Raw genomic sequence first — 15,852 nt, 5'->3', positions numbered from 1 at the left:
GATAATTCTGAATGATATTTTTTTATTAGTTATCGTTATAATCTGATTCTGGCTTTAGCTTATTAGCATAACCATTAACTTCATCTTTCTGTGACTGATTAGTATAGTAATCTCGAAGCAGTCCCGATACAGTAACGTGTTTCGTTGTGGTCGAAGCCTCTGCTACTGATTGACCCTCTTTAGGATCAACGTATTTAATCGTTACGTCATTGCCATTCCGTTTAAAATAAAGCCAACTAGTCGGATCACCATTAGCAGTAACATAGCTAAAGCCATCCGAACCATTTCCATACCACATCATCCCATCACTTATTCCATCTTTAAACCAATCTGGTTCTTGATATAAAGCAACAAGAGTTCCCAGTTGCTGAGTTGATAAATTATGTGAATTATTCGTTGGTGTAGACTGGTTCCGCATGTCTTGAACCTTAGTATTATTAGCAACATTCATAATTCGACTAACCGCATGGTGTTGCTTGGCATAAGCGACCATTTCAGCCTTAGTTACCCCATCAGGAGATATACCAGCATCACTATCCGAGATGTAAGTTTTATTACCAGCTATTGTGTAGTAAGTATTATCTATCCCATGTTCACTATCCTTTTGATTAAGCTTTACATAATATAAAAGCTCTGCACCATCAGGGTAGTCCTTATAAAGCGGTCCTTCACCTTTTGGAACACTATCTTTATTATAGATTTTTACAACTGCTCCCTGACCAGATACTTCCATATCCTTAGAATAGTCATTCTGATCAGCGCCTGGCATATGTTCACCAGTATAATAAAGAACTAATGCTGCGTTTTGAGCTGGCGTTAGGTGCGCAGGGTCAAGCGTTGAACTATTAGAAGTAGTCGTAGTAGCACTAGTTCCACTTGATGACTTTTTAGCAATCTTCGTATTATTTGAACTAGAAGCTGAATTGTTATTATTTGTATTACCACATGCTGCTAAAGTTAGAGCAAGTAATGGTGTAGCAATTATTAAACCTAACTTTTTCATTAAAGATCCCCCAAAAATTAATATTTAACACTGTAATTATAAAACAGTTCAACTTATCTGCAATATCTTTCAAGCCAAAAGAAAAATCCATAACCTACATCATAGATTATGGATTCATTGAATTCGCTTATTTTCCAGTAACCGAAGTAGCTGTTACACGGAATGAATGACCATTACCACTCACAGTCCAATCATTAACCCCGTTTTGAACAGCTGTATATCCATCAACTTCATCAATTGACGGTAATCCAGTAGCTGGCTTACCAGAAATACCAGCATTGTTTAATTGGTTACCAATATGTTCCTTAACAATATTTTTAGCATCTTGTGCTGTCATTTGTCCACGAGTGTTTTGCTCTGATGATGAAGTAGCTGACTTATCAGTAGCAACACTATTAGTCGAATTATTTGAACTCATTTCTGAACTAGATGAAGAACTTTCACTTACCTTCTTACTTTGCTTAGTAGAAGTAGCTGCAGTTTTTCCTGAAGTCTTTGCGCTTTTTACAACTTTACTTGAAGATGCATCATTACTGGAACTCTTTTTAGCAGAACTACTTGAATTAGCACAGCCCGCTAAAGTAATCATTAATGCACCAGCAGCAACAGTTGCCATAATTTTTTTCATATAATAATGCTCCTTCTTGATTAATTGTTTCATCTATTATCTTATATTCTAAGACTAATTACAATACAACGTAGTAACTTGCTGAGTAATACTTAGTGTAACCAACTTTAATTACATCACCAGGTTCTGGAGCATGGACATACGAACCATTACCAAGAGAAATAGCTACGTGGTAAGGGGCACTATCACTACCAAAGAAGAGCAAAGCACCCTTCGGAGCATTAGCAACATCATAGTGGTGTGCACCCAATGTTTGTTGTTGGTAAGTAGTCCGATAATTTGAACCTAAGCCGTAAGCCCATTGAACTAATCCAGAGCAGTCAAAACCAGTTGATGGGTTGTTACCACCCCATACATATGCACGACCGCGCATTGACATTGCCCTATTTACGGCTTCACTATGATCATCCAACCAAGCACCATTGGATCCAAAATTATATGTTTTACCATCAATCGTTTGAGTACCAGTAAGCATATTAGCATTGGTGGTATCGAAGTAGTACCAAACATTGTTAATCTTTTGCCAACCAGTTAAAGCCCAGGCGTTAGTTGGATCGAAGTAGTACCAGAAACCAGCGTTAGACTTGTACCAGCCGGTGTTAGCCCAGGCATTACTTTCATCAAAGTGGTACCAGTTGTTATTAATCTTTTGCCAACCAGTTAAAGCATTAGCGTTGGTATCATCGAAGTAGTACCAGTTATTGTTAATCTTCTGCCAACCTTTTTCAGCCCAGGCATTTGATTGATCGAAGTAGTACCAGAAACCGGCATTGGACTGATACCAACCAGTACTTGCATTAGCATTGGTTTCGTCAAAGTGATACCAGTTATTATTAATCTTTTGCCAACCAGTTTCTGCTTGAGCAGTTTCATTATTGAAGTAATACCAGAAGCCAGCTTGTGATTGGTACCAACCAGTTTGGGCATTTCCTTCATTGCCAAAGTAATACCAACTGTTATTTACTTGTTCCCATTCATTGGTAACTTTGGCATTATTGTTGTAGTAATAAGTATTACCATTTTCTTTAACTAACCCATTTTGGGCTACTGAAGTTGTTTGACTAGCTTGACTAGCAACATTAGTGGAAAAGTTGTTAGTTGTTGCTGGCTGTGCTGAAACGACATTATTACTTGCACTAGCAGTACTACTATTGGTACTTGCATAACTAGCTGCCACAGTTGCACTTTCAACAGTTTGTTGTGATTGAGCAACTTGAGTAGTCGAAGTTGCATTGTCTTGAGCAACTACATCAGCTTGAGCGTCAGTAGCCATTGTTATACCAAAAGCTAATGAAGCAATAGTGATTCCCATAGTTAACCATTGCTTACCACTCTTATATAACTTGTAATGTTTCTTACTCATAAACTAAAATACAACTCCCTTTAATTCGTTCATCAATAATTTCAACGGTTACTACTATACAATAAATTTTTCTTAAAAAGTTGAATGTCGTCAGTTTGTTAACGAATGTTGCCGTCTTGTAATATTAGTGAAATTTTTTGTTACAAAAAACGTCTTGACCCTCATTAAGTCAAGACGTTCTCAATCAATAAAATATTAATTTAACTTATTAGTAGCCACTCCAGTAACCATTGCTGTAGAAGTAGTAGCTCTTACCATTGATATTTTGCCAACCAGTCATCATTGCACCGTGCTTTGGATAACCTGGATTAAAGTAGTACCAGTGACCATTTAGCCATTGCCAATCAGTAGCAGCAGCATAACTACCTGATTGGAAGTAGTACCAAGTACCATCTTGACTCATCTGCCAACCAGTAACTGGATGTCCTGCCGCGTCAAGATAGTATAACTCATTGTTATCCCGGTTAGTTGTCCAGCCAGTTGACATCCAAGCATTTTCTTGGTTAAAGAAGTACCAATAGCCACGGTACCATTTCCAGCCAGTATATGCAGATGCATTAGTGTTATCAAACCAGTACCAGTGACCATTAATCCATTGCCAGCCAGTTAATGCCCAGGCATTATTGTAATCAAAGAAGTACCAGTAGCCAGCCGGTGATTGGAACCAGCCTGTTTGAGCATTAGCATTGACTGGATCAAAGTAGTACCAACGATTATTAAGTCGTTGCCAACCAGTAAGGGCCCAGGCATTACTGTAATCGAAGAAATACCAGAAACCAGCTCCAGATTTAAACCAACCTGTTTGCGCCCAGGCGTTAACTGGATCAAAGTAGTACCAATGATCGTTAATCTTTTGCCAACTAGTTAAGGCATATCCTTCATCAGTATCGAAATAATACCAGTGATTATTAAGCAATTGCCAGCCAAGATATGCACTTCCATCGCCTTTAAAGCCATACCATTTGCCATCAACCTTTTGCCAGCCGGTCTTCATTGCACCATAAGAACCATCATGATTAATATTAAGGTAATAAATATTCCCATCAATCTTTTGAATTCCAGTAACCATGGAACCATCACTTGGTGTGAAGTAGAACCAGTTGCCACCTAATTGCTGCCAACCTTGTAGAGCTTTACCATCTTTTCCATAGTAGTACCAAACAGTTTCAGTAGTACCATCTTCTTGCTTAACTTCTTTAGTCCCCCAACTATTAGGAGTTCCTGTTGGTAAAAACGGATTGGTGTTCAAGTAAGCCAGTTGAGCCTTCAAATAACCATTAATTGTATTTTTCATTGAAGCAAGGGCATCCGCTTTTTCTTTTTCAATTGCAGCAAACTTTGCTTGATTTTCTTTTTGTAATTTTTGTAAAGCGTCTCGGTTACTTTGTTCAAGCTTATTCAGGAAGCCACTTTGAGCAAGCGAACCGATAAACAAGGTCTTGGCAGTTGCCAATGCACTTTCCTGAGTTTTCTTAGCTTCTGTTAACTTATTTTGAGCATCTTCGTTTTCCTTTTGTGCCTTTTCATATGCACTCTTGGCTTCAGCACTCTTCTTTTCTGCTTCCGCAACTGCGGCTTCAGCATTTGATTTATCATCACTTGAAGCTGATTCAGCGACCTTCTTAGCAGCATCTAAGTCAGAAGCAGCATTATCACTAGCTACCTTGGCAGCTGATGCAGCGGTTGAAGCTTGGGCAGCCGAATCACTTGCTTGAGCGTATGCGGCATTAGCACTTGAAGTAGCATCACTATATGCTTTATATTCTGCTGGGGCAGCTGATTCGATCCCAGGAATTTTTGTTGGATCAGTATTTACAGCACTAGAAGCAATTGCATAGGCTGAAGAATTAGCATCAGATAATTCTTTTTCAGCTGCTGAATTAGCCTTAACTTGTGCTGCACTCTTGGCATCATATTCAGAATTTATTGCAGAAGTCTCGCTAGCAATTGCTGAACTTGCAGCAGCACTAGCAGCACTAGCAGTCCTTGTAGCACTAATTGCTGAACTTGCAGCAGCATAACTATTAGCTGCTGGAGTTGCGGCTAAACTAGCAGAAGTATTAGCCTTAACTGCATAGCTTGAGATTGTATTTTCGGTAGCAATGTTATCAGCACTTACTTTAGTGTTAGATGATAATAATCCAAGTGTTAAAGCAGCACCGGCAACTAAAATCGTATTTCTCAATTTATGAGAATGAAGACTCTTGTTAGTCATTGATGATTCTCCTTTTTTACGCTTAATCACAATTATTTTACAACATCTATTTTAGAATTAACACCGCAATTAATAATAAAAGATCCCATCAACTGATGAGATCTTTTATTATCATTATGCCCAGTAGAAGTTAGGACGATAAACCATTTGGTATGGCCGATCATCATCGTTCCAATACCATTGATAGTTAAATTCTTGAACAGCTTGACCAGCAGCACCGTACCGAGAATTTGGATTTGAACTCCAGTAGTATCCACAAGTTGAGATACACATTGGATCTGGGCCTGCAGTAGAGATAACTACCGTATGACCTGCTCCACCAGCAGAAGCACCTGGGTTACCCCAAATCACAATATCACCGTATTGAACATTTTGAACGCCACGGCCACGTCCTGCAAGGTAGTAACCATTTTGAAGCAAGTAATTACCCAAATCTAAAGTGGAATAAGTATGGGCAGGTGTATGACCGCCAGCGCTCCAAACAGCTTGTGTCATTGAACCAGAACAGTCAGCAGTTCCATCAGCCCCAGTTCGTGAACCGTACATTGAATAAGTTAACTTGCCTTCACGGGCCAAGAACCAATTAATTACCCGTTGACTAAAGCCAACAAAGGCACCATTACTTTGCAGGTTTACCCAGTGACCATCAATCCAATGTCCACCAGTCCACATATTAGCATTGGTTGGGTCCATGTAGTACCAATTATGGCCGACAAATGTCCAGCCAGTATGAGCCCATGCATTTTCTGGATCAAAGTAATACCAGAAACCTGCCGGTGATTGGTACCATCCTAGAACTGAATTTGCATTGTTAGCATCAAACAAGTACCAGTGACCATTGATGCTTTGCCAACCAGTTTTGGCAGTTCCATCCTGGTTAAAGTAGTACCAGAAACCTGCTGGTGACTTATACCAGCCAGTGGTTGCGGCTGCATTATCACCAAAGTAGTACCAACTACCGTTTACCTTTTCCCAAGTATTTGCTACCAAACGATTATTACTCTTAAAGTAATGATTATTTCCCAGCTTATTTAAGCCATCAGCTAGATTATTCAAATCCAGATCGCCAGTAGTTGAATTGAAGTATAAGGTTTGTCCATTCACAATTGCTGAATTTTGGCGAACCCCAGTAACAAGATCGTAATATTGTAGTGAACCCGTAGCAGGATTATAAACTAATCCCTTTTGTTGACTACCTGATGGACTAAAGAAATAGTAGTCGCCATTAATTAAATGAACACCTGTAAACATTTGGTGATTCGTAGGATCAAAGTAATAACGGTTACCATTGATTGTTTGCCAACTAGATAATGCTGAGCCACTGTTGTTAAAGTAGTACCAGCTACCATTAACCAATTGCCAACCAGTCTTCATCGCACCATATGCACCATCATGTTGATCGTTAAGGTAATACAAGTTGTTATTGATAGTCTGAAGACCAGCAAGCATTGCATTATTTGTAGGAGCAAAGTAATACCAATTGTTATCTAACCATTGCCAACCAGTTAAAGCCCAGGCATTATTGTTGTCAAAGTAGTACCAGTCATTATTCAGCACTTGCCAACCTTTAAGTGCCCAAGCGTTATTATCATCAAAGTAGTAGCGGTGACCATTGACTAAAGTGTAACCTGTAGCCATCTGGCCAGTTTCAGGATCTAAATAGTATTGACTTCCATTAAGTGTTTGCCAGCCAGTTAGTAACCAAGCATTTTGTTGATCAAAATAATACCATTTTCCTGACAATAATTGCCAACCAGTTAATGCCCATGCATTTATAGGATCAAAGTAGTAACGATGATTATTAATGGACTGCCAGCCAACACGAGCTTCACCATCTGAATTAAAGTAATACCAACGATTATTAATTAGATGCCAGCCAGTATAAGCAGCGCCATCATTGGGACCACCGAAGCCATACCAACGACCATCAATCAATTGCCAACCATTCTGCATAGCGCCAAAACTTCCATCATGATTAGGATTTAAATAATAACCGTGACCATTAATTTGCTGTAAGCCAGATAACATTTTCCCCTTTTGGTTGGAATCAAAATAAAACCACTGATTATTAATTTGCTGCCAACCGTTCATTTGCCATACATTAATCGGATCAAAATAATACCAATTATCATCAATATTTTGCCAACCACTTACTGCAGAAGCATTAGTTAGATCAAAATAATAGTTATGATTATTGAGCATCTGCCAACCGGTTTGGGCCTGACCATCCTGATTAAAATGATACCAGTAGCCAGCATTTGAACGATACCAACCTTTAATTGCTGCACCGTTGTTAGCAAAATTATACCAATTGCCGTTTACGTTTTGCCAGCCAGTTTGCATTGCCCCATAAGTTCCATTATGTTGTTCGTTTAAATAATAGATATTATTCTGAATGTTTTGTAAACCGGTTTCCATAGCATTGGTTTCTGGATTCAGATAATACCAATTATCACTAACATTTTGCCAACCGGTTTGAGCTTGACCATTTTGATAATAGTACCAGTTATTATCTTTATTCTGCCAGCCATCGGTTGTAACTACTTGATTTGTTGCGTCATTAGTAGTTTGTGAAGTTTTTAAATGAGCGCCCGTTTGAACAACCTGCTGATTACCATTTGTTTCATTATTGTTTACATCCGCATTAACATTACTTGAAATTGCCAATGTACTAAAAATAGTAATTGCTGCTGTAAGCCATATTTTACCTGCTTTATATAACTTATACCTCATAATAATAAGCTCCTCCCGTAATTACTTACATAATGTATTCTATCACTATCAATAGGTTTTATTTTCTTCACTATATTGCAGATTAGTTACTTGAATGTTTCAAAAATGTTACAATATAAGTGAAAGGAAACTAAATAATTGATTGGAAAGGGGTGCTACATTATGTTAAAGATGCAAAATAAGATAATTGATAGCTTATTAGTATGTGTACTTGCGCTAGGGTTAGGTGGATGTGCAACTAGTAGTGTAGCTACCCATAAGGCAAATCATGAACCTACTAGTACTAAGATTGCTAAGCAAAGTAGCCATAAAAAAGCTATTACAGAAACTAAGCAAGAAAATTCTAGTAGTCAATTGCCAACTAATAAAGAAGCTAAAGCTATTACTAATAATAAATTAGCAACTAATACTCCTAGTCAAAACGCTACTCAGTCATCCTCAACGAATCAACAAACTAGTACGACTAATCAAGCTAATAATTCGGTATTAGCCACAAAAAACAATCCAGCTACTCAAAAGCAAAAAGATATTCAACTAGGCACTAACGATCTTGCCGTTTGGACTGATCAATACGGAATCGTTCACCATGTTGATAGTAATGGCTTAGATCACCAAACTATTCCTGGAAGCATTCAAGATCACTACGAAAACTGGTCAGGAGCTTTACCAAGTAACGCTCAGGTTGTTCACAACGCTGGTCCAATCATTCCAAATCAATCAGATAAAGTTCAACATAATAACAGTATTCAGTTAGGTCTTGGTGATATTGCAACCTGGACAGATAAATATGGAATCACTCACCACGTTGATAGTGATGGCATGGATCGCCAGACAATTCCTGGTAGTACGGAAGTTCATTACCAAGATTGGTCGGGACCGTTACCGGATAATGCTCAGGTAATACATGATTAATTTAAAGAAACTAAAAAGACTATTGATTGATCGAAAGGATCAATCAATAGTCTTTTTAACTTAATTTAACATTTCAGGACCATTAAATTTAATAGGATATATTATCAAAAATACTGTATTTCTATAATGTTATCTTTCTTTTATAAAATCTTTGAAACAGGATAACCAACATGAGAATTCCTAAATCAACAATTAAACGAGCCAAAGCTGCTAGCCATGGTGAGCTTATAAGGCCACCCCAAAATACCCAATAAAAATCTAAATGATGAATACATAAAACGGACAAAGTATGCTTTCCTATCGTTGCAACGTAATTACTTATTTTGAAATTTTGGATTCCAATAGAAAGGTAAGATATAACTACTGTACCAGCTACTGCCTCTATAACGGATACCAGGAAATAAGGGTAATGCCTTGTAGCCATCTCAATATTAATAGAGTTCTGTAAGCAAATTATCCAATACACGAAACATATAAAAACAAAGATAGGTAATGTATATTTCTTAATATTTATTTTTTCACTAAAATATCCTTGCTTCAAGACTGAACCTATCCACATAAATAAAGCTGCTATGGGAATAATATCTAAATCCTGCGGTAACCAGTGATGTAATGATATTAAATATGCAAAGTAAGAAATTATTCCAAGGATTACACCAATATATTTATTATCAAAAAACACTTGTAACAAATCAAATAAAATTTTTGCCCATACAAATACTATAAGAAACCACATTACGCCTACAGTACTAATTGCATGTACCCCTCCATATGTGTTTGAGCCTTGGAAAATCCCTATAAGAGTATCTAATGCTATTTGGCTCACCGAGCCTTTCCATACTAGCACTTTTTCTACACTTAACAGAATAATCATAAATATCGCTAAGATAAGCATTTCCAATATCTTCGGTAATTTTGATTTCCACTTAGAATAGGTCAGTACCGCACCCGATGTAAATCCTGACAATATAAAAAACAGTGGCATATGAAAGGAAAAAATAAATGTTCTAATATTACCACTAATTTCATGTCCGATAATCATGAGGATGATTGCAATTCCCTTTGCTATATCTACCCAAACAAGTCTCTTTCTCATAAATAAATACTCCTACAACTTTGCCGTTAACTTCACATCAGGATACTTCTGCTTGAACCAGTTCTCGGCAAATTGATTTTCAAACAGGAATAGTGGTTGATCGTGAATATCCTTAACAAGAATATTCCGTGATGACGACATCTTCTCATCGAGTTGATCTGGATCGATCCACCGGGCTGTCTTATTCCCCATTGGTTCCATTACTACTTCAGAGTTATATTCATTCTGCATCCGGAACTTGAAAACTTCAAATTGAAGTTGACCAACAGCACCAAGGATATAGTCTCCAGAAGTGTATGATCGGAATAATTGCACTGCCCCTTCTTGAACTAACTGGTTAATTCCCTTATGGAATGACTTCTGCTTCATCACATTCTTTGCTGTTACCCGCATAAATAATTCAGGAGTAAATTGTGGAAGCTTTTCAAATTTAATGTCTTTTTTACCAGTATAGATCGAATCACCGATTTGGAAATTACCAGTATCATATAACCCAATGATGTCACCCGCAACCGCATTTTCAACGTTTTCCCGGGTATCTGCCATAAATTCAGTCACGTTAGACAAACGAATTGGCTTCTTGGTTCGTTCAAGAGTAACATCCATTCCCCGATCAAACTCACCTGAACAAATTCGGACGAAAGCAATCCGATCACGGTGTCGAGGGTTCATATTAGCTTGGATCTTGAAAACAAAACCAGAAAATTCTGGATCGAGCGGTTTTACATCCCCATCATTTTCTGTACGGTGATCACTTGGCGCTGGGGCAAACTGAAGGTAAGTTTCCAAGAAAGTTTGCACCCCAAAGTTAGTTAATGCAGAGCCGAAGAAAACTGGCGTTTGGTCACCGGCCGCAATCTTATCCCGATCAAGCTGGTTACCAGCAACATCCACTAATTCCATTTCATCTAAAGCATCTTGCCATTCACCATCATTAGCCAATGGATTATCGCCCTTAACATTACCATCATCGTCCAACGGTAAATATGGATTATCTTCATCAGCGGGGTGAGTTAAAGCAACTCGGCGATTAAAGCGGTCATAAATTCCCTTAAATTGTCGGCCAGAACCGATTGGCCAGTTAATTGGGTAAGTTTCAATTCCTAAAGTCTCTTCAACCTCGTTTAACAAGTCTAGTGGATCACGGGCATCCCGGTCAAACTTGTTCATAAAGGTAAAAATTGGAATTCCCCGCATCTTACAAATTTGGAAAAGTTTCTTAGTTTGTGGCTCAATCCCCTTAGCAGAGTCGATAACCATTACTGCGGAGTCAACCGCCATTAAGGTCCGATAAGTATCTTCAGAAAAGTCTTCGTGCCCTGGAGTATCAAGGATATTAATTCGCTTCCCTTGGAAATCAAACTGCATAACAGATGAAGTAACGGAAATTCCCCGCTTCTTTTCGATTTCCATCCAGTCAGACTTAGCAAAGTTACCAGTCTTCCGGGCTTTAACAGTCCCCGCTTCACGAACAACCCCACCAAAAAGTAAGAGTTGTTCAGTAATTGTCGTTTTTCCCGCGTCCGGGTGTGAAATAATGGCGAATGTCCGCCGCTTATTAACTGCTTCAGCAAGTTGTTTTGGTGACATTTTATTTTCCTTTCATAACTAAAATCAAAATATAACCTTTATTATTTACAATGAACTCTTTTATAGACAATCAATGTAGATAGCAAAATTTATTTTAATTCTAAAATATTTTAGCTTTATTTTTAGCTTCTCGTAATCTTTTTCCATTAATTACTAATATTATAAGTAATAAGATAAATGAAATGATCGATATACATGCAAAGATTTTCTGTAAATTCGTAAATCTTGTTTGTACTTTTATAACATTATTTCCTTTATTGACTTTAACCTTCAGGCAACCATCATTAATTCGGGCTTCCTTTACATCATTACCATTAACTAGCACATTGTAATGCAATCCGTTATAAATAAAGAATGGTAATTTTACTATCTCGTTTGTTGAAGTTTTTAAGTGAAAAATAACTCCATTATATATTGGCTTTGTAGGGATAATCTGCTCTTTATGATTTAGCAATATTTCACCTTTTATTAAACTATTACTATTTTTTAACGACGTGCTTGGCCAATAGTCTAAATTACCAACACCACCATATGTTCCTTCAGTTGTTTCTTCAAAATCTTTATTATTATTAATCCTATAATTACCAAATGGAGTACTCTGATGTAAAACATAGTAATTTGAAACCGTATTATTTTGATTCCGATTATTAATGAATGCGTAACAGTTACTTAACCATGTAATACAAATCAAGGACGCAATAACTAATAATTGTTGAGTTTGATTCTTAAATATATAATTTGATGCTGAAATAATACACACTAGAATTAAAAATGTAATTAAAACTCTAAACCTAATAACACCTTGAATATGTTTAATTGGTGTTTTATTGAAAAAATGCCAAAAAACATTTGATATATCAATAGAAATAAAAATATAGACAAGACTTAATATACCAATCATTTTTGCTCTTAAGTCAAGTTTTTCCCAATTTAGTAAAACTATTATGAAACATATAGTAATTACCAATCCTAAAATAGAATTCAGCAATGCTTCCGTAAACTCACTTACAGAATATCCAGATATATTACTAGACACTGGAGTATTGATAGAATGATTTTTTAAATAAATTGTTAAAAAATTAAGCCAGAAAAAAGATGTTATAAATAATGTTGTAATTACTGAATATCCAAAAGTAACTAAATTATTAATAGTAATTTTTTTAAACAGAAAAGCTATTACAATAATAGACACTATTAATGAACTGTAAATAAGCGTGCTGACTAAATGACAATAGATAGTGCCTGACATTCCCAATGATAGAATTAACCAATCTTTTTTATCAGTAAAAAAGATTGAATAGGTTCCGTAAGCAACACAGGGTAGAAAAGCCATTGCTGAAGCTTGTGCTAAACTAAATGAACCAAAAAATATATCAAAAGTATAGGCAGAAAACGTATATAAAACAGAAAACGCTAATGCTTTATTTTTATTTTTCCAAAATTTATTTCCAATCCAGTAAGCAACAATCCCAATTATTACTAATATCGTAATAATTCCAAGATATGTTGCTAATACATAATTGTGAATAAATAGCATCCAAAACGCAAGAGGATATAAATACAGAAAGCCATATACCATGTTCACTGGTGTTCCAAGATGATTTAGTGAAAAGGTATTTATCGGTGAATAAAAATGTCCACTTTTGAAAATCTTATATTGATCGAAAGCACGGTTCAAATGAAATCCCATATCAACGCCTGTATACAATACAGAATTGTTCAAAAATGGCAACATCATTACTACACATAAAACTATTATGATAAGTACATCAAAAAGTTTCCTATTATTTTTTATCATTATAAATTTTCCTTAATGTAGCTTTATTAATTAGGGCAATATATATTTAGTAATTTTTATTTTCTTTAATGCCAAAACTACAATTCCTAAAATAAAGTAAGTAACTATCGGTAACAAATATATATGCACAGGATTATTCAACACTGGCAAGTATAAATTCCAGTTTGCTACCACAACACCGTATACAATTTTGTCAAACAATGCGTAAGCTAATGGATGTAATATGTATATTCCTAATGTTGCACCTGAGAGTTTCATAAATATATTCAACATACTTCTATTAGAAATGTGAGTTGTTCCTCGCTTAATCAATAAATAAAGAGCTACAGAGTATAGAAACGGTCCGATATTATTTAAGTAGTTAAATTTACCATTAGTCAAAACATCAATAATCGACAATAACAAACTGCCTAATCCAATGTATATCAAAATATTTTCTACTCGTTTTGGTAAATAATTAATTCTTATAAGATAGCCTAGTATAAAATAACCTAAATGTGATGAAGAAATCAATGGTTGTGCAATAAATCGTGTATCTAAATTTAAATGTATTAATCCTTGTAAATAAAATATCCCATCATTAAAAATAAAATATCCAATTACAATATATAGCAGTATCTTTTTATTTTTATGAGTCAAGATTGAAAAAATAGGAGTGGCTATATATAAAGCGATAATTTCGTAAAAAAACCAGAAAGTATTATTAATATCATTATTAACAAATGATAGAATGAAATCCCTCACACTAGGATGAAAATGAAAAATTGGACCTGGAAATGCCCCGTATTTATTAAAAAAGGTATCATATAAATAATAAATAACAGTCCATACCAAAAATGGAATTAAAACTCGCTTGCTCCTTTTTTTTATAAAGTTCTGGGTATTTTGTCTATCACGATAATCTAATAACGTTGCTCCAGAGTTCATAAAGAAAATATAAACAGCCGGTATACATATTGTTTGCAGTAGTCTGGTAGCAAGAAAATTAGAATATCTATCGTTCCCAAAATGAGCCAACTGTGAAGAATGTAATACTAGGACAAAAAAATTGCCAAGCAATTTAAAACATCAATATAATGTATTCTCTCTTTCAAGATAATTTACTCTCTCCTTCAAAAAGACTTTTTTTACTTGTACTTCATTTTATCTGTATAATTTTCTTTTTCAATAAGAAAACGTGGTCGGTGCTTAACCTCAAAGAAAATTTTACCAATATACTCTCCTATAACACTGATAGAAATAAGTTGTACCCCTCCTAAAAGCCAAATAGAAATCATTAGCGATGACCATCCACTAACAACATGACCTAAACACTTCTCCACGAGGACATAAATCATACAAATAATACTAATAGCAACCGTTAATAAGCCTAAATAAAGGATCAAATGAATTGGTGCAATCGAAAAAGAAGTAATTCCATCTAAAGCAAAATGCAACATTTTGCTTAATGGATACTTTGATTCACCTGCAAATCTTTCTTTACGAGCATAGTAAACCTTAGCCGACTTATATCCAACCAATGGAACCATTCCTCGTAAAAATAAATTTCGCTCTTTAAATGCCAATAAACTTTCGGTTGCCCTTTTACTAAGCAAACGATAGTCAGCGGAATCTGGAACAAGGTTTACTCCCATCTTTTTCATTATGCTATAAAAGGCTAATGCTGTTCGTCGTTTGAAGAAAGTATCTGTTTTACGACTATTGCGAACACCATAAATAACATCGTATCCTTCAAGGTACTTATCCACCATCTTAGGAATAGCATTAACATCATCCTGTAAGTCCGCGTCAATTGTGATAATCATGTCCGAATATCTAACAGCTATAGTCATCCCTGCTAAAAGGGCATTTTGATGCCCATAATTACGTGAAAATTTTATTCCCGTTACATACGGATATTCATTTGAATACTTAGAAATTAATTGCCAAGTTTTATCCTTACTTCCATCATTAACAAAAAGAATTTTACTATCAGTTGCAATTTTTCCTTCATCAATAAGATTATTAAGTATATTTCCTAATTCTTTAACTGTTTCTGGTAAAACCTCTTCTTCGTTATAGCAAGGTACAACGATTGTTAATAAATTCATTCCTATCAACCCTTAAAAATTTATTTACTAAATATTTTTTTCATACCATATGAAGATAAAACTAACACAACAGGAAGATACTGTATCATGTATCTTGATGTCCCACCTTCAAATAATAGCAAGAATAAATAACCTCCAACAACAGTATATTTAAGTAACTGTGCAAAAGAATTACTACATCTATAAGATAAGATCATAAAAGCAATTACAAATACCCAAAAAATCTGAATAAATACTAAAGCTCCATTCCATTGAAAATATTCATTTTGTACAAACAGCTTTCTTAACAAAGATTGAAAATGGTTTTTCACTCTTAGTTTAGGAGACAAATTCCAGGTAACTGGACCCGTTTCTCTTTGCCAAGAACCTAAACTAGAATTTTTCTGTTGCTTTTTTATTAAGAAATTAATAAAATTATTTAACG

General features: G+C 35.5%; 12 protein-coding genes. 1 reads left to right on the top strand and 11 read right to left on the bottom strand.

The features are described from left to right. Window positions 1-25: 25 nt before the first annotated feature. From HMPREF0549_RS09465 to HMPREF0549_RS09315, 5 genes are all read right to left on the bottom strand, one after another. Complete coding sequence (locus HMPREF0549_RS09465) at window positions 26-1,003, bottom strand: Lreu_0056 family protein (protein WP_003716789.1); 978 nt, start codon at window positions 1,001-1,003, stop codon at window positions 26-28. 127 nt (window positions 1,004-1,130) lie between these two features. Further along, a complete protein-coding gene (locus tag HMPREF0549_RS03005) occupies window positions 1,131-1,631 on the bottom strand; it encodes a hypothetical protein (protein WP_040530864.1) in 501 nt (166 codons plus the stop codon). A 58-nt stretch (window positions 1,632-1,689) separates the two neighbouring features. Then, complete coding sequence (locus HMPREF0549_RS03000; RefSeq protein ID WP_003716787.1) at window positions 1,690-2,994, bottom strand: NlpC/P60 family protein; 1,305 nt, start codon at window positions 2,992-2,994, stop codon at window positions 1,690-1,692. A 208-nt stretch (window positions 2,995-3,202) separates the two neighbouring features. Continuing rightward, on the bottom strand, window positions 3,203-5,209 hold the full coding sequence (locus HMPREF0549_RS09320) for a surface protein C (RefSeq protein WP_003716786.1): 2,007 nt from the start codon (window positions 5,207-5,209) through the stop codon (window positions 3,203-3,205). A gap of 114 nt (window positions 5,210-5,323) precedes the next feature. Continuing rightward, window positions 5,324-7,942: a peptidoglycan amidohydrolase family protein gene (locus HMPREF0549_RS09315; protein ID WP_003716785.1), complete on the bottom strand. Its 2,619-nt coding sequence runs from the start codon at window positions 7,940-7,942 to the stop codon at window positions 5,324-5,326. A 162-nt stretch (window positions 7,943-8,104) separates the two neighbouring features. Between HMPREF0549_RS09315 and HMPREF0549_RS02980 the strand changes: the two genes are divergently transcribed. After that, window positions 8,105-8,854 carry a hypothetical protein gene (locus HMPREF0549_RS02980; RefSeq protein ID WP_003716784.1) on the top strand — a complete coding sequence of 250 codons (750 nt, stop codon included), beginning with the start codon at window positions 8,105-8,107 and terminating at the stop codon, window positions 8,852-8,854. A 121-nt stretch (window positions 8,855-8,975) separates the two neighbouring features. Here HMPREF0549_RS02980 and HMPREF0549_RS02975 read toward each other — a convergent pair whose 3' ends face one another. From HMPREF0549_RS02975 to HMPREF0549_RS09840, 6 genes are all read right to left on the bottom strand, one after another. After that, window positions 8,976-9,950 carry an acyltransferase family protein gene (locus tag HMPREF0549_RS02975; protein ID WP_003716783.1) on the bottom strand — a complete coding sequence of 325 codons (975 nt, stop codon included), beginning with the start codon at window positions 9,948-9,950 and terminating at the stop codon, window positions 8,976-8,978. A 12-nt stretch (window positions 9,951-9,962) separates the two neighbouring features. Beyond that, window positions 9,963-11,540 (bottom strand): peptide chain release factor 3, encoded by a 1,578-nt coding sequence (locus HMPREF0549_RS02970; protein ID WP_003716782.1) that lies wholly within the window; start codon window positions 11,538-11,540, stop codon window positions 9,963-9,965. Window positions 11,541-11,640: 100 nt separating this feature from the next. Further along, window positions 11,641-13,338 (bottom strand): putative glycosyltransferase family protein, encoded by a 1,698-nt coding sequence (locus tag HMPREF0549_RS02965; RefSeq protein ID WP_003716781.1) that lies wholly within the window; start codon window positions 13,336-13,338, stop codon window positions 11,641-11,643. 30 nt (window positions 13,339-13,368) lie between these two features. After that, a complete protein-coding gene (locus HMPREF0549_RS02960; protein ID WP_081446174.1) occupies window positions 13,369-14,397 on the bottom strand; it encodes an acyltransferase in 1,029 nt (342 codons plus the stop codon). A gap of 68 nt (window positions 14,398-14,465) precedes the next feature. Continuing rightward, window positions 14,466-15,428: a glycosyltransferase family 2 protein gene (locus HMPREF0549_RS02955; protein ID WP_003716779.1), complete on the bottom strand. Its 963-nt coding sequence runs from the start codon at window positions 15,426-15,428 to the stop codon at window positions 14,466-14,468. Between the two features lie 20 nt (window positions 15,429-15,448). After that, the coding region (locus tag HMPREF0549_RS09840; protein ID WP_003716778.1) for a glycosyltransferase-like membrane protein at window positions 15,449-15,852 on the bottom strand (404 nt) is incomplete at its 5' end.

It is taken from the genome of Limosilactobacillus vaginalis DSM 5837 = ATCC 49540, assembly GCF_000159435.1.
GTDB classification, from domain to species: domain Bacteria; phylum Bacillota; class Bacilli; order Lactobacillales; family Lactobacillaceae; genus Limosilactobacillus; species Limosilactobacillus vaginalis.
This window is presented reverse-complemented; position numbering and strand designations above follow the sequence as displayed.